The sequence below is a fragment of the Bradyrhizobium sp. MI1.11 genome, assembly GCF_055811255.1.
This window is the reverse complement of the sequence record NZ_JBVVPM010000029.1, coordinates 37210-53717: the sequence shown is the minus strand read 5'-3', so window position 1 is coordinate 53717 and position 16508 is coordinate 37210. Positions and strand designations below refer to the sequence as shown.

Sequence of the window (16508 nt, the reverse complement as noted above, 5' to 3'; positions counted from 1 at the left end):
TGTCCTGTTGGTCTCTTTTCTTTCTCTCCCCCCCCCCCCCCCCCTCCTCCCCCCCCCCCCCCCCCCCCCCCCCCCCCCCCCCCCCCCCCCACTCCATCAGTCGTTGTCGTGATGAATCACGGTCTTGCTGCGATTGCCGAATTCATCTTCCTTCTTGATCACCGTGGTGCGATCGGCAGGTTCACGCTCCTTGATGACGGTGGTGCGGTCGCGATCGCGGTCCCGCTCACGATATTCGTGAGACTGTCCGACCGTCACGCCGGCACCGACCGGACCGACGTGAACGCCGACTTCGTCGGCAAAAGCAGGCGCAGCGATGGCGGTGACCATGGCCGCGGCAAACAGATATTTCCTCATCTTCTTCTCCTCCAAATTCGTGCTGGGGGAATGCGGGAGTGCGACAGTTTGTTCCGGGGAACGCGGGGCCCGCGTCTGTTCCTCCAGTTCCAGGAACCGGTCACAGCCGCCATGTTTCCCGCTAGAATGCATCCATGAAACACGCTGATTCTATATCCTCTCGCAGCCGCCGCGCTCTGCTTCGATCGACGCTCGGAGCAGCCGCCCTCATCGCATTCCCAACGCGCATCCTGGCCGCGCCTCCGGGCTTCGAGGAATGGCGTGAGGGTTTTCGCGCTCGTGCAATGGCCAAGGGCATCTCGGCTGCGACATGGCAGCGCGCGATGGCGCGGGTCGAGCCCGACATGAGCGTCTTCAAGCAAATGCGCAACCAGCCCGAATTCCACGAGCAGGTCTGGCAATACATCAATCGCCGCGTCTCCGACTGGCGCATCATCAACGGCAAGATCGCGCTGAAGAACAACGAGGCGCTGCTCGCGCGCATCGAGCGCGATTTCGGCGTCGGGCGCGGTACGCTGCTGGCGCTGTGGGGCGTCGAGTCCGCCTATGGCGATCCGCTGGTGCAGCAGAACCACATGACGCCGGTGTTTCCCTCGCTCGCCGCCCTCGCCTGGAACGAGCCGCGCCGAAAAGCCTATTGGGAAACCGAGCTGATCAACGCGCTGCGCATTGTCGACAAGGGCTGGAGCACGCCGGAGCAGATGCAGGGATCCTGGGCCGGCGCAATGGGGCATTCGCAATGGATGCCGGAAGTCTGGCTCAATGTCGGCATCGACTATGACGGCGACGGCAAGGTGTCGCCGTTCGGCAAGCCCGACGACGCGTTGGGCTCGACCGCAAAATATCTCGTCAATCGCGGCAAATGGCACCGCGGCGAGCATTGGGGCTACGAGGTGCGCACGCCCGGTGAGATGAGCGGCAGCCGGACCTATGCGGCTTGGCAGGCGGCCGGCGTCACCCGCGCCGACGGCCAGCCGTTTCCGCAAGCCTCCGCATCCGCGCAGATGTGGACGCCGGTTGCGGGCGGGCCGACATTTCTGCTGGGACCGAATTTCAACGCGGTGAAGAGCTACAATCCCTCGATGAACTATGCGCTGGCGATCTGCCATCTCGGCGACCGCTGCCTCGGCGCCCCGCCTTTCATCCAGCCATTCCCCGGCTCCGAGCGCGCATTGACGCTCGCCGAGGTGCAGGAGATGCAGACGCGCCTGACCAAGGCGGGTTTCGATACCGGCGGCACCGATGGCCGTGTCGGCAACGACACCATGAAAGCGATCAAGGACTTTCAGCAGCGCGCGGGCATCACGCCTGCGGACGGCTATGGCGGGCTGAAGGTGCTGGCGAAGCTGCGCCAGGGGTCTTAGTTATGGCTCCATCCGGGCTACGACGCGATCGCTAGTGCCGGTACTGCGGCTCTTCCGCATCGAGCTGGCGGCGGATTGCGGCAAGATGCAGCCGCGCGGATTCGGAATCGCCCTCGCGCATCTGCCTGTAGGTTTCGGCCGCAATCGCGGGATCGACCGGCAGCACCTGTCGCCCGGTCGACATCGCCAACACCTGCACCTCGGCGGCGCGTTCGAGATAATAAAGATCGTCCCAGGCCTCCGCGATGGTCGGCGCCAGCACCATCACGCCGTGATGCTTCATGAAGATGATGTCGGCATCCCCCACGGCCGACGCGATGCGTGCGCCTTCGCGGTTGTCGAGTGCGAGGCCGTTGTAGTCGCGGTCCACGGCCGTTCGACCGTAGAATTTCAGCGCGGTCTGGCCGGCCCAGATCAGCGGATCCCCCTCGGTCATCGACAGCGCCGTGGCGTAGGGCATGTGGGTGTGGAAGGCGACCTTGGCGCGCGGCAGGCGCTTGTGCATCTCGGCATGGATGTAGAACGCGGTCGCCTCGGGCACGCCCTCGCCCTCGAGCACATTGCCGTGGAAGTCGCAGATCAGAAGTTTTGACGCGGTCAGCTCGCGGAAGGCGTAGCCGTAAGGGTTGACCAGGAAGAGATCGTCATGGCCCGGCACCACGGCCGAGAAGTGGTTGCAGATGCCCTCCTCAAAGCCGTTGCGCGCCGCCATCCTAAAGCAGGCGGCAAGATCCTCGCGCGCGCTGCGGATCGCGTCGCTCGCGAGATCCGGACGGTTCGATCGAAACGTTGCTGGCGTGGATGACGAAGAGTGAAGGCTGTGCGCCATGGCGGAAGGACACCTCTGTCGATCGGACGACGCCCGCGTTGTACAGGTCCGACGCCTGCGCGTCAGCCCCCGCGGGCGCCACCCTGCCCTTCGCAGCCCGCGCGGCGGGCTATTGCCGCCGCGGCACGCCGCCAGCATTCATGCCGCCGTCGATGACGAGCTCGCTGCCGGTGACGTAGCGCGAGGCATCGGAGGCCAGATACAGCACGCCAGAGGCAATTTCCGCAGCCTGACCGGCGCGGCCGAGCGGCGTTACGACGCGCGCACGCTCCTCGGGATCGATCGGCGCATTGCCCTGGTTGCCGGTCGCGCCCGTCGGGATCTTGCCCCAAATCGGCGTGTCGATGATGCCGGGATGGACGGAGTTGACGCGGATGCCGTCACAGGCCGCCGCGCACTCCATCGCGATCGACTTTGCGAACAGCCGCACGCCGCCCTTGGTCGCTGAATAGGCCGACAGCCCGGGCGCGCCGCGCAGGCCCGCAAGCGAGGACATCATGACGATCGAGCCGCCGCCGGTCTTGCGCATCAGGGGCAGGCAATGCTTGACCGAGAGGAAGACGCCGTCGAGGTTGATCGCGTTCTGCTTGCGCCAATCGCTGAGCGTCATGTCGACGATCGAGGGCACGGCAATGCCGGTGCCGGCGTTGGAGACGAGAATATCGAGCCGGCCAAAGCGCTTCGCGATCTCGGCTGTGATCTCGATCCAGCGCTCTTCGCTGGTGACGTCCTGCTCCAGGAAAATCGCCTTGCCACCGGCCTTGGTGATGCTATTGGCGAGCTCGGGGCCGCGCAGCTCGTCGATGTCGGTGGCGATGACGGTGGCGCCCTCGCGCGCGAACATCTCGACGACGGCCTCGCCGATGCCAGAGGCGCCGCCGGTCACCAGCGCGACCTTGCCCTCAACCTGCCCTGCCATGTTCACTCCCTTTTTTGCTATTCGTTTTTTGTTGTTTGCCGGACCTATCTAATCATGGATGGTCCCTGGTCGGGTAGCGCGACGTCGACGACGCGGAATTGCACACGCTCGGCGCCTTGGTAGCGATCGAGCGACAATGATCCCGCGACATGCAATTGCTGGCCGCGATTGGCAACGAGCGCATTGCCGAGCTTCTGTCCGATCGAACGGAACGCGATGCCGTTGACGATGGCGCCGTCGCCCGACTTGAAGCGTAGCCTCAAATGTGCCTGTCCCACCTCGTCGGCATAGACGAGCTGGTGCGCCGGCAGCGCCAACACGACTTCCGGATTGCCGCTGCCGAAGGGACCGGCGCGGTTGAGCGTCGTTGCAAGCTCGGTCGTCACCGCGCGCGCGGAGACCGCGCCGTCGATGTAGAGCTCGTTGACGTGGCGCGCCTCGGCAACGTCGCGGGCCAACGCATGCTCGAGGTAGGCGCGAAATTCGGCGAGCTTTTCCTTGCGCAGCGTGACGCCCGCGGCCATGGCGTGGCCGCCGCCCTTGAGCAGAATGCCGTCGGCGACCGCCTGGCGCACTGCCTTGCCGAGATCGACGCCGGCAATCGAGCGGCCGGAGCCGGTGCCGATGCCGCCGGGCTCCAGCGCGATCGCGAAGGCGGGCCGCGAGAACTTCTCCTTCAACCGGGACGCAACGAGACCGACCACGCCGGGATGCCAGCCTTCGGAGGCCGTCACGATCACGCCGATCTTGTCCTCGAGCCCGATCGAGGCGAGCGCCTCGGCTTCGGCCTGCGCTTCGGCCGCCTGCTCGATGATACGGCGCTCGCTATTGAGGCGGTCGAGCTCGGCGGCGATCCGCGCGGCCTCGACGCTGTCACCCTCCAAAAGCAGCCGCACGCCGAGATCGGCGCGGCCGATGCGGCCGCCGGCATTGATGCGCGGCCCCAGCATGAAGCCGAGATGCCAGGCCTCCGGCGGGCCGTTGAGCCGCGCCACGTCCATCAGCGCGGTGTGGCCGACATGGTCGCGCCGCCGCATTGCGATCAGGCCTTTGGCGACGAACGCGCGGTTGAGACCGATCAGCGGCGCGACGTCGGCAACCGTGCCGAGCGCAACGTGATGCAGCATGCCGAGCAAATCCGGCTCGGGCATCTCCGCGGTCCAGAAGCCGCGCTGGCGTAATTCACGATTGACCGCGACCAACGTCACCAGCACGAGGCCGACGGCGGCGAGATGGCCGAGGCCGGAGAGATCGTCGAGCCGGTTCGGATTGACCAGCGCATCGACCAGCGGCAGCTCCGTGCCGGCCTGGTGATGGTCGATCACGACGACGGACATGCCGAGACGTTTTGCTTCGGCGAGCGGCTCGATGCTGGTGGTGCCGCAATCGACGGTGACGAGCAGCGTGGCGCCCTTTTCGGCCAGCGCACGCACGGCTTCCGTGTTGGGCCCGTAGCCCTCGAAGATGCGGTCGGGAATGTGGATCAGCGGGTCAAGCCCGCAATGGCGCAGATGCCAGGTCAGCAGCGCCGCCGAGGTCGCGCCGTCGACATCGTAATCGCCGAAGATCGCTACCTTCTCGCCGTTCCCTGCGGCATCCGCGATCCGCTTCGCGGCGGCTTCCATCTCCGTCACCGTGAACGGGTCCGGTAGGAGCTTGCGGATGGTTGGATCGAGGAAATCGGCGACGGCATCGCTGTCGACACCGCGACCTGCCAGCACCCGCGCCAGCAGCTCGGGCAGTTGGTGGCGCTGCACGATGGCAAGCGCCTTCGCCGCCCCGCGCGCATCCAGCCGGTCACGCCAGAGCTTGTCGGTGAGCGAGCGCGCCACTCCCAGGAACGCCTGGGGCGCTTCGACGGGCAAGGCGGTGGCGGGCGGCGTCATGAACAGCGGTCGGTTTGAGGAACCTGGGAGCCGGAGGTATTGCATCGCCCGGCCGACGGAACGATTGGCCCGCAATCCCCCGGGATTTGCAATGTCTGCGCCGCACAAAGCGGTGGATTGCCGCTTTGCTGCGCGGACTGACTATCATTTGAGCATTCCGCAAAACAGCAAATTAAGCAGGCGTTAGGCGGAATCTTCGAAAAAGAATTGTATTCGATCTGTCAGTGATTGTTCCGGGTTCGTTGCAGATCAGACCTCATTGCCAAGGGAAGCCCCCGATGTCTGCTGCGCTGGGTCTCAAAGCCAAGCCGATCGCAAATGAATCCGCCGAGGATGATTCCGACATCTCCGCGCTGATCAACCGCCTTACGGCGGAGGTCAACCAGATCGCGGTCGATAAGACCAAGTCGATCCAGCAGATCACCAACCAGATGAAGATGCTGGCACTGAACGCGCTGATCGAAAGCTCGCGTGCCGGCGCACAGGGCGCGGGCTTCGCCGTGGTGGCGCAGGAGGTCCGTGGCGTCGGCCAGCAGGTCGAGACCATCGCCCGCGAGCTCGAAAGCCAATTGACGAAACGGACTGGCGATCTCGTCTCCTCGATCGACCGGATGAGCCAGCGCTCGCGCGGCGAGCGCATGGTCGATTTGTCGCTCAACGCCATCGAGCTCATCGACCGCAACCTCTATGAACGGACCTGCGACGTGCGCTGGTGGGCGACCGATTCCGCGTTGGTCGATTGCGCGGCCTCGCCCGACGGCGCGGCCGTGTCCCATGCCTCGCAGCGTCTCGGCGTGATCTTGGGGGCCTACACCGTCTATCTCGACCTCTGGCTCTGCGACCTCGATGGCAACGTCATCGCCAACGGCCGCGCCGACCGGTTTCACGCCGTCGGCCAGAACGTCGCCCACACCAAATGGTTTCGCGAGGCCAAGACCCTGCGCTCCGGCGACGACTATGTCGCCGGCGACGTCGAGAACCAGCCGCTGCTCGGCAATGCCCAGGTCGCGACCTATTGCGCCAGCGTCCGCGCCGGTGGACAGGCCAACGGCGCGCCGATCGGGGTGCTCGCCATCCATTTCGACTGGGAGGCACAGGCCCGCGCCATCGTGCAAGGCGTGCGTGTCGGCGACAGCGACAAGGCGCGCGTGCTGCTGGTCGACTCCAATCTTCGCGTGATCGCCGCTTCCGACGGACAAGGCATTCTCAGCGAACGCATCTCGCTGTCGCTCAATGGCCAGCGTTCCGGCTTCTATCAGGACGGCTCGGGCACGCTGGTCGCGTTCCATGCCACCCCGGGCTACGAGACCTATCGGGGTCTGGGCTGGTATGGCGTGATCGTCTGCGGGGCGTAAAGCTGAAGGCGGCCTGCCTATCCAACTCAAAACTGTGAAAACAACCCCATGCACAGTAGCCATCTGGTTGTTTTCATGACGGTTTTTTTCGCCGTTTCACGCCGGCAAAACACCGGCACGCATGCCATCATGGCGTCGTTCGCGGTCCAGACTCAGAGCGCTAGGTTCTGGTGATATCGTCTTCGACGGGCTGCACCGTCGCAATTCCAAGCGTTTGCGACGGACGCTCCCCGAACATTGCCAGGTAATATTGCGAAAACCGGCCGAGCTCGTAAAAGCCCTGTTGCATGGCGACGGCTGTCACGGTGGTCGAGCCAGGTGCGCTCTGGTGCAGGATCGAATGAACAGCGCAGAGACGCTTGTGCCTGAGGAAGGTGACCGGACCGAGACCGAATACCTCCTGAAAGGCGCGGTGGAGGGTGCGCCGCGATACGCCGAGCGCCGCGCAAATTTCCGACACGTGCACCGGACGGGTGCCGGCGTCGTCGAGAAACTCCTCGACCTTGCGGATCAGCCGGCGTGCGGAAGGGAGCCAGCCATTCCCGTCGGGTGGCAGCGACGACGCGACGTTGGCAGCCATGCATTCGGCGATCGATCGTTTCCAGAAATCGGCAGTTGATAGCGTCAGCCCATATTTGTTGTCGCGCAGGTGCGACATGATCCGGACCAGGCGGCGCGAGGCGATCGCGCCGGTCTCGATGTGCGCGCGGAAATGACCGCGGCTGCGCCAGGTGTCGGGATCGCTTAGCCGTGCTTCTCCGCCGAACAGCGTCGCGACCTCGTTGATGTCGAATCGCATGGCGGCGTAGGCGGAGCCGCCGTGAAAAACACCGTCATGTTCGAGCCGCGGCGGAATGACGAGCACATCATTGAGCTGCATGTCGAACGACCAGTGGGCGACGCGCTCTTCGGCCGCGAGCAGCATCCCGATGATCAGTCTGTCGTCGCTGGAAACCCGCTGCGTGCGCATGCCGACGTTGAAAGCACCAATGCTGAGCGAGAAGTCGCCGATGCCGACATGGGATAAAGTTCCGCGCAACCGACCGCGGCCGAGTTGCATCACATCGACATGCGAGCCGTGGACGGCCTGCTGAAGACCTTCGAAACCATCCAGCTTGCGCGAATCAACCAGAAGGAATTGCCCCATGGCTGTACCGTGTTACTGAAGCGCGACAATTCTGCGGCACGCGATAGCGAAGTACCACTACAACGCGAGGTGGGTACGACAAGCTGACTTCGCGTTTTCAGGCAAGTCATCGCCGAATTTGTCGCAAGATTTGCTCTCAAATGCCTCTGCACTGAAGGATCTGAGCCATGGGGCATTAGGTCTCACTGTCCGGGCAGACTGGCACAAATTGCACATCACAGCCGTCCAATCTTCGGGTATCATTTGCAACCTTAGCGATATTAAGCGGAAGCGTTCTGCGGGTGGCAGAGCGCACGCGGCATGGATTTGCCGCGTGTTCGAAGACGTGCGTGCAAAGGAAAGAGATGTGGACGCAATGCAGCGTCCTCCTCTGCCCGGAGCGCCAAAAAAGTGGGGGACCAGACAATGCGTCCAATGGGCCGGACAAGGAGCCATCGTCGAAGTCTGCCAGAGGTAGCGCAGTAGCATCGGGTGGAATGCGGGTATCGGAGCTTCCACCATGTTGCGAGCGGATCTGGATCACTGCGAGTGGTTGCCGGATGATTTGAAGACCGGCGAGATGGTCTTCATTCCCGGCGGAACCTTTCGCATGGGATCCGACCATCATTATCCCGAGGAAGCGCCGAGCCATCGCGTCGCTGTCGACGGCTTCTGGATCGACCGCACGCCCGTGACTAACCGGCAGTTCAAGCAGTTCGTCAACGCAACCGGCCATGTCACCGAGGCGCAGGTCGTTCCGGATCCGAAGGACTATCCGGGCGCGCTGGCGAAGATGCTCTACGCGGGATCGCTGGTGTTCTCCCCGCCGCCGCGCATCACCGATCTCACCGACTGGAGCCAGTGGTGGACTTTCCTGCGCGGCGCCAACTGGCGCCATCCCTATGGTCCCGGCAGCAACATCAAGGACCTCGACGACCATCCGGTCGTTCACGTCTCCTTTAGCGATGCGGCAGCGTATGCCCACTGGGCCGGCAAGGACTTGCCGACGGAGGCGGAGTGGGAGTTCGCCGCGCGTGGCGGCCTCGAGGCGGAGGAATACGCCTGGGGCGATGCGCTGGTGCCGGGCGGCAAGCACATGGCCAATATCTGGCAGGGCAACTTCCCCGTCCAGAATCTCGGCGAGGATGGGTACGAGCGTACCTCGCCGGTCATGGCCTTCCCGCCGAACGGCTACGGTCTCTACGACATGATCGGCAACGTCTGGGAGTGGACCTCCGACTGGTGGTCGTCGAAGCACGCCGCCGACGCTGCAAAGCCCTGCTGCATCCCCAAAAATCCCCGCGGCGGCGGTGAGCACACAAGCTACGACCCTCGCCTCCCCGACATCCAGATTCCGCGCAAGGTCCTCAAGGGCGGCTCGCATCTTTGCGCGCCGAACTATTGCCGCCGATATCGCCCGGCTGCGCGGCACGCCGAGCCGGTCGATACCTCGACCGGCCATGTCGGGTTCCGCTGCGTGGTGCGAATGCCGTCTGTAACCGAACGCCAACGAGAAGGACGTGCTGCAATCTAGCGAGCGCCGCTGGCGGATGCCGGCGTCAGCGGTGCGCTCCGTGCGTCGGACTATTTCGATACGCAACTTTATCTATCGGCGATTGGACAGACGTCTTCAGCATTTTTGGACAAGGCAGGCCGGTTACAGGCAAGAGCCTGCCCCATTTCCCCGGTAAGAGTCGCCTCATCGCTTTCGCGACGCGGGCGCCGTCGATCCTGAAAGGCTCGCGCTCGCAACGTGCCGAGGAGATAGGCCATGAAGATCGTCGTGATCGGCGGGACCGGATTGATCGGATCCAAGCTCGTAACGAAGCTCAAGCAACAAGGCCACGACGCTGTTGCGGCTTCGCCGAAGTCAGGCGTGAACGCCGTGACCGGGGAAGGCCTCGCAGCAGTGCTGGCGGGTGCGGATGTCGTGGTTGACGTTGCCAACGCGCCGTCCTGGGAGCCTGCCGCCGTGCTTGAATTCTTCGAGCGTTCGAGCAAAAACCTCGCTGCGACCGAGGCGGCTGCGGCCGTGAAGCATCATGTGGCGCTCTCGATCGTCGGGACCGAGCGCTCGCCCGACATCGCCTATTTTCGTGCCAAGCTGGCGCAGGAGACCATCGTCAAGGCATCTCCGGTCCCCTATTCGATCGTCCGCGCCACCCAGTTCTTCGAATTCCTCAGCGCCATCGGTGACATGGGTGCGGCCGAGGGCCGGATCGTCGTTCCCACGGCATTGTTTCAACCCATCGCGGCCGACGACGTGGCTGATCGCCTCGCAGAGGTCGCGATGGGCCAGCCGCTCAACGGCACGATCGATATCGCAGGACCTGAGAAGGCGCCCTTCAACGAATTCATCGCACGGCGCCTGAAGGCGTCCGGCGACGCTCGACCCGTGGTGGGAGACCCAAAGGCGCCGTACTACGGCGCTCCCATCGACGACACATCGCTGAACCCTCTCGGCGAGGCGCGGCTCGGCAAAACGTCGCTCGCAACATGGCTCGCGAGGCTTTGAGGAGACTCCCATGCGCAAATTGCTGATCGCAACCGCTGTCTATGCCGCATCATTCCTGACGGCCCATGCCGCCGAGACGGCGGCCCCCACGGCCAAGGTGACCGTCGTGTTCGACCAGGCGCTGCCCAATGTCCCGGGGAAGAGCATGAAAGGCGTGCTGGTCGAGTATGGTCCCGGAGGCTCCTCGCCGGCCCACATCCACGCGCCCTCGGCTTTCATCTACGCCACCGTCCTGGAAGGCGCGATCCGCAGTCAGGTCAATGACGGCCCCGCCAAGGTCTTTCACAAGGGCGAGAACTTCTCTGAAAAACCCGGCGACCGTCATGCCGTCAGCGCCAATGCCAGCGACACCGAACCCGCAAAATTGCTGGCTGTCTTCGTGGTGGATACGGCCGACAAGGAGCTGACGATGCCGATCCCGAAATAGCGCACAATCGGCGAGCGGCGTTGCCACCTCGAGGCGTTCGTTCATCCGGGGCTGCCCACGAATGCCACCGGCGTGCCTTTCGAGACACGGCCGGCGACGCGCTCGGCATCCCAATTGGTCAGACGCACGCAGCCGTGAGATTCCGCCTTGGAAATCTTCTCCGGCGAAGGCGTGCCGTGAATGCCGTAGCCCTCGGCAGACAGGTTGATCCAGACCGTGCCGACCGGATTGTTCGGGCCGGGCTTGATGGTGAAGGGCTTGCGGGAATGGACGCCCTTGAAACGATAAGCGGGATTGTAGCGATAGTACGGATTTCGGCTGACTTCCGTGACCTTGAGCGTGCCTGAAGGCGACGGCTTCTCTTCGCTGCCGACCGTCGCGGGATAAAATCCGATCAGCGCATTCGATTTGTCGAACAGTTTTACAGTCTGCCTGACCTTGTCGACCTCGATCCTGTCGGCCTTGGTGGAGATGCCCTCGCCTGCGCCTGATGTGTCCACCACGACGATGGTGTCGCCGGCGCGATCGAAATGGCGCCCGGAGTTGAGCGCGGCCAGGAGCTGCTCGCTCATGTGAAATTTCTCGGCCAGGGCCTCGCGCGCACTGGTGAAGCCTAGCTTTGTAAGCTCCATCATGTCCTCCATCTTCGACGGCAGCTTTTTCAGGAAAGGACCCGCCACGTCCTGCTCGGTGATGGCATAGGTCATCGTCACCGGCCGGTCGTCCGCCCGTAACGCGGTCCAGACATCGTCCGTCACGGTGTCCGAAACCGGCAGCTGCCGCGCTTCGGCATAGGCCCGCAACGCCTTTTTGGCGTTCTCGCCGAACCTGCCGTCGATCTCGCCGGGCGAGAAGTGCGCGCGGTCCAGCAGGACCTGCAACCGGACACCCGCCGCGGTCGGCTTATCGTTCGACAGGGTTTTCTTCGACGGCTCAGCGACCTTGATGGCAGCGGCGTCGATCTCCGCGGCGAACGCCGGCGGCGCAGCCAGAGCGAAGACCAGAAAGATGCAAATCTGCCCCGCTTTTCCGAGCGACATCGCCGGGTCCTTTCACGTTTCCGACGGTTCAGTGATCAACTCCCGAGCCGCGGCGGCAGCCAGTTTGCGGTACTGGTCTTCGTACTGCCTCGCCATTCGGCTCGCGGAAAAGCGCTCCTCGAAGCGGGCGCGCACCTTCCTTCGATCCAGCTTGCCCAATTCGCCGACTGCCCTGACGGCCTGCTCCTCGTTCTCGACGATGAAGCCTGTCAATCCGTGCTCGACGACTTCGGGGACAGAGCCGGAGCGATAGGCGATCACCGGGGTTCCGCATGCCATCGCTTCGATCATGACCAGCCCAAACGGCTCCGGCCAGTCGATCGGAAACAACAGCGCAGCGGCTTCGGCAAGGAAGGGCTGTTTCTCCGCGTCATCGACTTCACCAACAAGCTGGATGTTCTTACCGTCGATGTTGGGCTCGATGTGCTTCCTGAAGTAGGCTGTCTCGGCGCGGGGGACCTTCGCGGCGATGCGGAGGGGCATCTGGACCGCACGTGCGATGCGAATGGCGTCTTCCGGACCTTTGTCTGCGGTGAGACGCCCGAGAAACGCCAAATAGGACCCCTGTTCGTAGGACGGACGAAACAGGTTGGACGGCAGCCCGTGCTGGATGGTTCCGATCCATTTCGCATCGGGAAGCGGCAGGCGCTGATGATCGGAAATCGACACAAAGCATGCTTCAGGGAATTGCCTGGCTACGTCGGGTAGCCCGGGCAAGTCGAGGCGACCGTGCATGGTCGTGAGGAACGGCACGCCGAGACGGCTGAGCAACGGCAACGACAGCCAGTCGACATGCGCGTGGATCACGTCGAACTCCTTCGCACGCCTTGCAATCGCCTCCATCAGCATGGCGCTCGCGGCCGTCGGGTCCGCCCCCTTCCGCCCGAGACGCAGCGCGCGTGGCCAAACCGGATGAAGCGCACCATTCGTCCTGGAATCGCCGCTCGCAAACAGCGTGACCTCGTGGCCGAGCTCGACCAGCCCATCCACCAGCCAGGCCACTACCCGCTCGGTGCCGCCGTAAAGTTTCGGAGGGACGCTTTCGGCGAGGGGAGCAATCTGAGCGATGCGCATGAGAGGCTACCCGTTAAACCGCCGCACGCACGACCAGAATGATCGCGGCGGACAGAAGGTTCGAAATCGCGAGCAGCGTCCAATTCGGCCTGGCACTTGCGGCCGCGACCCGGCAGACGAGCCCTTCCATGAGCCTCAACATTCGTCGTCAGGAAGCCGATCGAGGAAGGCAATCCCGAATTGCGTGAGTTCTTCGGCATCGCTCCCGCGCGCTTTCCATCTCCCTTGCAGATGACGCTCAAGCAGGCAGCGACGACTATCCGCGGCATCGACGTGGCGATGCCGGGCGCGGTAAACGGACCAAGCAATATCCACCGCCGTTCGTAGCGGGTCGTCGTCGACCATGTTCCAACTCCGAGATTGGAGACGTTCATGCGACGGCAACTCGTTACGAGGACGGAAGTTTCCACTTCTTCCCGGAAAGTCCGAAACTGCGCGGCCACCGCAGACACAAGCAGGCGCCCACCTCCCCGTCGGAGAAATCAGGCGACGCGACGCACGGCCATCTCCGCGGCGAGCAACACCGCGGCACGACTGGCACCGACTGATGCAATGCCTTGGCCGGCGATGTCGTAGGCAGTGCCGTGCGCCGGCGTGCAGATCGGAAATGGAAAGCCGCCGAGCAACGTCACGCCGCGATCAAAGCCCATCAGCTTCATCGCGATCTGGCCCTGGTCGTGATACATCGTCAGCACTGCATCGAAGGCGCCGCTTTTGGCGCGCAGGAACACGGTGTCGGCCGGGAACGGCCCTTCGGCGGCAATGCCCTCGCGCTGGCCGGCCGCGACCACGGGTGCGATGACATCGATCTCCTCGCGGCCGAAATTACCGCCGTCGCCGGCATGCGGATTGAGACCGGCGACCGCGATGCGCGGCCGGGCGAAGCCGGCATTGCGCATGCAGGCATCAGTCAGCTTGAGCGCGCGATGGATACGTTCGCCGGACAGTCGCGCGGCGACGTCCTTGAGCGGGATGTGGGACGTCACGCGGGCATTCCAGAGCCGGTCCAGCACATTGAACTCGCTTGCGGGAGTTTTGAGTCCGACCACTTCGGCGGAGAACGCGATCTCATCGTCATACTCGGCGCGGGCCAGCCGCATCGCCTGCTTGTTGAACGGCGTAAAGCAGGCGGCATCGACCCGGCCGTCGCGGCCGAGTTCGAGCGCGTGCTTGTAGTTGGCAAGCGCGAACTTGCCGCCGGCGAGGCTCGCGATCCCCTGCTGGACCTCGCCGGGATCGAGGTGCCCGAGATCGACGAACAGCGTCTCGCCCTCCGCCGCGCGCAAATCGGCCCCCTGCTCCACCATGGTCAGCTCCGGCTTGACGCCGGCAATCCGCGCGCCCTGGTCGAAGACGCGCCGGTCGCCGATCACGACGATCCGGCCGCGGGCGCGGATGTCGTCCTGCACCACGAGCTTTGCGGTCAATTCCGGGCTGATGCCAGCGGGATCTCCCATTGCCAGTGCAATGAGCGGCTTTGCGGTCATATGATCACCTTCTCTCGAGCGGTCTCTCGAGCTGTGTTCTGGACTGTCGTCTCGTGGATCGACGGCGCAGGCTTGCGCAGCAAGCGCGCAAGCTGCAGCACGAGCGGAAGCAGCAACAGCACGATGCCCGCCACGATCAGGCATGTCACCAGCTTGTTGGCGAAGAATATCCCGAGCGATCCCTTGGACATCAGCATCGACTGCCGGAACGCGTCCTCGGCCTTGTCGCCGATGACGATCGCGAGCACGAGTGGCGCCAGCGGATAGAACAGCTTCTTGAAGAGATAGCCGACGATCCCGAAGCCGAGCATCATGACGACATCGAGATAGGAGTTCGACACCGAATAGGCGCCGACAACGCAGATGATCACGATCAGCGGCGCGATGATCACGAAGGGAATCCGCATCAGCGCCGCAAAGACCGGCACGGTCAGCAGCACCAGCACAACGGCGACGATGTTGCCGACATACATCGACGCAATCAGGCCCCAGACAAAGTCCTTTTGGTCGACGAACAGCATCGGCCCGGGATTGAGGCCCCAGATCATGAGCCCGCCCATCATGACGGCCGCGGTGGCCGAGCCGGGAATGCCGAGCGAGAGCATGGGCAAAAGCGCGCTGGTGCCGGCGGCATGATCGGCCGTCTCCGGCGAGATGATGCCTTCGACCTCTCCCGTGCCGAAGTATCGGCCACGGCGCGAGAAGCGTCGGGCGATGCCGTAGCTCATGAACGACGCCGCAGTCGGGCCGCCAGGCGTGATCCCCATCCAGCATCCGATGGCCGCGCTCCGCAGCAGCGCAACGCTATGTCGCGGCAGGCGGCCGACGGCACGAAACACCTCGCGCCACTCTATCTTCGACGAGACTGCGCGGGCATGAAACTCTTCCTCGACGGCGACGAGCAGCTCGCCGATGCCGAACAGGCCCATCACCGCGACGACGAAGTTCACGCCCTTGACCAGCTCGTCGACGCCCATCGTGAGGCGCACGCTGCCGGAGACAGTGTCGATGCCGATGGCGGCAATGGCGAAGCCGATCGCCAGTGCGACGACGGTCTTGATCGGCGCCGCCCCGCCCATGCCGACGAAGCTGGCGAAGGCCAGGAAATAGACTGCAAAATATTCCGCCGGCCCGAAGGCGAGTGCGACCTGCGCGACCCACGATGCGAGGAAGGTGATCAGGATGACGCCGATCAGCGCGCCGAATGCCGCCGAGCCAAAGGCGGTGGCGAGCGCTGTCGTCGGACGTCCCTCGCGCGCCATCGGGTAGCCGTCGAAGGTGGTGGCGACAGACGACGGCTCGCCCGGGATGTTGAACAGGATCGAGGTCACGGACCCGCCGAACAGCGCGCCCCAATACATGCTGGAGAGCAGGATGATGGCAGAGACCGGCTGCATGCCGAAGGTCAGCGGCAGCAGCAGCGACACCCCGTTCGGAGCACCCAGCCCAGGCAGCACGCCGACGAGAATGCCGAGCAGCACGCCGATCACCATCAGCGCCAGATGCGGCAGCGTGATCGCGATGCCAAAGCCGTGAAGGAGTTCTCCGAGGTTGTCCATCGGCCTCTCCGTCAGAAGCCGAACGCCGCGGCGAGCGCGCCGTGCGGCAAGCTCACCTGGAACATGCGCTCGAACACGACGTAGAGCGCGAGCGCTGTCGCCGCCGCCATGCCAAGCGCGCGCGGCACGGATTGTTGTCTGGGGATCGCCAGCACCGCGAAGATGTACAGGGCTGAGGCGACGTACATCCCGGCCAACGGAATCGCAGCCACGAAAATCGCGGCCGGCACGAACAGGCCGGCAAGCCGGCGCAGCTCGATCGATGTGATGGCGATGGGGACGTTCGCCAGTGACGCAACCGGCATCAAACCGCGCACCAGGTTGTAGAAGCTCCCGAGCACGATGATGATCCCGGTCAGGAACGGGAACGTGCCGGCGTCCACGCCCGCGCTTGACCAGCCGATGCCGTTATCGAGACTGGAGACGACGACGGCCACACCAAAGCTGCCGGTGAGAACGGCGGTCGCAAGTTCGAGGGCGCGGCGCGAGATCATGGGCCGCTCCAGCGAAGCGCCAGATGTTTGCTCAGTCCTCGTCCTGAGGAGCGCGCTTTGGCGCGCGTCTCGAAGG

16 protein-coding genes are annotated in these 16508 nt (G+C 64.3%); 5 read left to right on the top strand and 11 right to left on the bottom strand.

The window, feature by feature from the left end:
• Positions 1 to 96 precede the first annotated feature (96 nt).
• The gene (locus tag AC0L30_RS26165) at positions 97 to 357 is read right to left on the bottom strand and encodes a hypothetical protein (protein WP_219680264.1); all 261 of its coding nucleotides are present in this window, start codon (positions 355 to 357) and stop codon (positions 97 to 99) included.
• Positions 358 to 491: 134 nt separating this feature from the next.
• Between AC0L30_RS26165 and AC0L30_RS26160 the strand changes: the two genes are divergently transcribed.
• A complete protein-coding gene (locus AC0L30_RS26160) occupies positions 492 to 1721 on the top strand; it encodes a lytic murein transglycosylase (RefSeq protein WP_219680266.1) in 1230 nt (409 codons plus the stop codon).
• A 31-nt stretch (positions 1722 to 1752) separates the two neighbouring features.
• Here AC0L30_RS26160 and AC0L30_RS26155 read toward each other — a convergent pair whose 3' ends face one another.
• The 3 genes from AC0L30_RS26155 to recJ all read right to left on the bottom strand — a co-directional run bounded on the left by AC0L30_RS26155 (position 1753) and on the right by recJ (position 5355).
• Positions 1753 to 2550 carry an aldolase gene (locus AC0L30_RS26155; protein WP_219680267.1) on the bottom strand — a complete coding sequence of 266 codons (798 nt, stop codon included), beginning with the start codon at positions 2548 to 2550 and terminating at the stop codon, positions 1753 to 1755.
• 109 nt (positions 2551 to 2659) lie between these two features.
• Entirely contained in the window at positions 2660 to 3469 is an 810-nt protein-coding gene (locus AC0L30_RS26150) for an SDR family NAD(P)-dependent oxidoreductase (RefSeq protein ID WP_219680269.1), read from the bottom strand.
• Between the two features lie 44 nt (positions 3470 to 3513).
• Complete coding sequence (gene recJ, locus AC0L30_RS26145; protein ID WP_219680271.1) at positions 3514 to 5355, bottom strand: single-stranded-DNA-specific exonuclease RecJ; 1842 nt, start codon at positions 5353 to 5355, stop codon at positions 3514 to 3516.
• A gap of 278 nt (positions 5356 to 5633) precedes the next feature.
• Here recJ and AC0L30_RS26140 point away from each other — a divergent pair, with 278 nt between their 5' ends.
• Complete coding sequence (locus AC0L30_RS26140) at positions 5634 to 6710, top strand: methyl-accepting chemotaxis protein (protein ID WP_007591471.1); 1077 nt, start codon at positions 5634 to 5636, stop codon at positions 6708 to 6710.
• 160 nt (positions 6711 to 6870) lie between these two features.
• On the opposite strand, the gene AC0L30_RS26135 is transcribed toward AC0L30_RS26140, so the two are convergent.
• Positions 6871 to 7857: a helix-turn-helix domain-containing protein gene (locus tag AC0L30_RS26135; RefSeq protein ID WP_007591473.1), complete on the bottom strand. Its 987-nt coding sequence runs from the start codon at positions 7855 to 7857 to the stop codon at positions 6871 to 6873.
• Between the two features lie 499 nt (positions 7858 to 8356).
• Between AC0L30_RS26135 and AC0L30_RS26130 the strand changes: the two genes are divergently transcribed.
• The 3 genes from AC0L30_RS26130 (at position 8357) to AC0L30_RS26120 (ending at position 10778) form a co-directional block, all read left to right on the top strand.
• Complete coding sequence (locus AC0L30_RS26130) at positions 8357 to 9370, top strand: formylglycine-generating enzyme family protein (RefSeq protein ID WP_473405565.1); 1014 nt, start codon at positions 8357 to 8359, stop codon at positions 9368 to 9370.
• Positions 9371 to 9607: 237 nt separating this feature from the next.
• Positions 9608 to 10351 carry an SDR family oxidoreductase gene (locus AC0L30_RS26125; protein WP_007591489.1) on the top strand — a complete coding sequence of 248 codons (744 nt, stop codon included), beginning with the start codon at positions 9608 to 9610 and terminating at the stop codon, positions 10349 to 10351.
• A gap of 10 nt (positions 10352 to 10361) precedes the next feature.
• Positions 10362 to 10778 carry a cupin domain-containing protein gene (locus AC0L30_RS26120; protein ID WP_007591502.1) on the top strand — a complete coding sequence of 139 codons (417 nt, stop codon included), beginning with the start codon at positions 10362 to 10364 and terminating at the stop codon, positions 10776 to 10778.
• Between the two features lie 41 nt (positions 10779 to 10819).
• Here AC0L30_RS26120 and AC0L30_RS26115 read toward each other — a convergent pair whose 3' ends face one another.
• The 6 genes from AC0L30_RS26115 to AC0L30_RS26090 all read right to left on the bottom strand — a co-directional run bounded on the left by AC0L30_RS26115 (position 10820) and on the right by AC0L30_RS26090 (position 16432).
• Entirely contained in the window at positions 10820 to 11818 is a 999-nt protein-coding gene (locus AC0L30_RS26115; RefSeq protein ID WP_219680279.1) for a L,D-transpeptidase family protein, read from the bottom strand.
• Positions 11819 to 11830: 12 nt separating this feature from the next.
• Positions 11831 to 12892 (bottom strand): glycosyltransferase family 4 protein, encoded by a 1062-nt coding sequence (locus AC0L30_RS26110; protein ID WP_219680282.1) that lies wholly within the window; start codon positions 12890 to 12892, stop codon positions 11831 to 11833.
• Positions 12893 to 13027: 135 nt separating this feature from the next.
• Complete coding sequence (locus tag AC0L30_RS26105; protein ID WP_007591507.1) at positions 13028 to 13237, bottom strand: hypothetical protein; 210 nt, start codon at positions 13235 to 13237, stop codon at positions 13028 to 13030.
• A gap of 137 nt (positions 13238 to 13374) precedes the next feature.
• Positions 13375 to 14379, bottom strand: a complete 1005-nt coding sequence (locus AC0L30_RS26100; protein WP_219680285.1) for a 4-hydroxythreonine-4-phosphate dehydrogenase PdxA — start codon at positions 14377 to 14379, stop codon at positions 13375 to 13377.
• A complete protein-coding gene (locus AC0L30_RS26095; protein WP_473405564.1) occupies positions 14376 to 15938 on the bottom strand; it encodes a tripartite tricarboxylate transporter permease in 1563 nt (520 codons plus the stop codon). The genes AC0L30_RS26100 and AC0L30_RS26095 overlap by 4 nt, the downstream gene beginning before the upstream one ends.
• A gap of 11 nt (positions 15939 to 15949) precedes the next feature.
• Positions 15950 to 16432 (bottom strand): tripartite tricarboxylate transporter TctB family protein, encoded by a 483-nt coding sequence (locus AC0L30_RS26090; protein WP_035992756.1) that lies wholly within the window; start codon positions 16430 to 16432, stop codon positions 15950 to 15952.
• Positions 16433 to 16508 lie beyond the last annotated feature (76 nt).

Bases quoted from the DNA above. Each gene is read 5' to 3' on its own strand.
- AC0L30_RS26110 (WP_219680282.1), bottom strand. From the start codon at position 12,892: ATGCGCATCGCTCAGATTGCTCCCCTCGCCGAAAGCGTCCCTCCGAAA.
- AC0L30_RS26125 (WP_007591489.1), top strand. From the start codon at position 9,608: ATGAAGATCGTCGTGATCGGCGGGACCGGATTGATCGGATCCAAGCTC.
- recJ (WP_219680271.1), bottom strand. From the start codon at position 5,355: ATGACGCCGCCCGCCACCGCCTTGCCCGTCGAAGCGCCCCAGGCGTTC.
- AC0L30_RS26160 (WP_219680266.1), top strand. From the start codon at position 492: ATGAAACACGCTGATTCTATATCCTCTCGCAGCCGCCGCGCTCTGCTT.
- AC0L30_RS26115 (WP_219680279.1), bottom strand. From the start codon at position 11,818: ATGTCGCTCGGAAAAGCGGGGCAGATTTGCATCTTTCTGGTCTTCGCT.
- AC0L30_RS26120 (WP_007591502.1), top strand. From the start codon at position 10,362: ATGCGCAAATTGCTGATCGCAACCGCTGTCTATGCCGCATCATTCCTG.
- AC0L30_RS26095 (WP_473405564.1), bottom strand. From the start codon at position 15,938: ATGGACAACCTCGGAGAACTCCTTCACGGCTTTGGCATCGCGATCACG.
- AC0L30_RS26155 (WP_219680267.1), bottom strand. From the start codon at position 2,550: ATGGCGCACAGCCTTCACTCTTCGTCATCCACGCCAGCAACGTTTCGA.
- AC0L30_RS26090 (WP_035992756.1), bottom strand. From the start codon at position 16,432: ATGATCTCGCGCCGCGCCCTCGAACTTGCGACCGCCGTTCTCACCGGC.
- AC0L30_RS26130 (WP_473405565.1), top strand. From the start codon at position 8,357: ATGTTGCGAGCGGATCTGGATCACTGCGAGTGGTTGCCGGATGATTTG.
- AC0L30_RS26140 (WP_007591471.1), top strand. From the start codon at position 5,634: ATGTCTGCTGCGCTGGGTCTCAAAGCCAAGCCGATCGCAAATGAATCC.
- AC0L30_RS26100 (WP_219680285.1), bottom strand. From the start codon at position 14,379: ATGACCGCAAAGCCGCTCATTGCACTGGCAATGGGAGATCCCGCTGGC.
- AC0L30_RS26165 (WP_219680264.1), bottom strand. From the start codon at position 357: ATGAGGAAATATCTGTTTGCCGCGGCCATGGTCACCGCCATCGCTGCG.
- AC0L30_RS26150 (WP_219680269.1), bottom strand. From the start codon at position 3,469: ATGGCAGGGCAGGTTGAGGGCAAGGTCGCGCTGGTGACCGGCGGCGCC.
- AC0L30_RS26105 (WP_007591507.1), bottom strand. From the start codon at position 13,237: ATGGTCGACGACGACCCGCTACGAACGGCGGTGGATATTGCTTGGTCC.
- AC0L30_RS26135 (WP_007591473.1), bottom strand. From the start codon at position 7,857: ATGGGGCAATTCCTTCTGGTTGATTCGCGCAAGCTGGATGGTTTCGAA.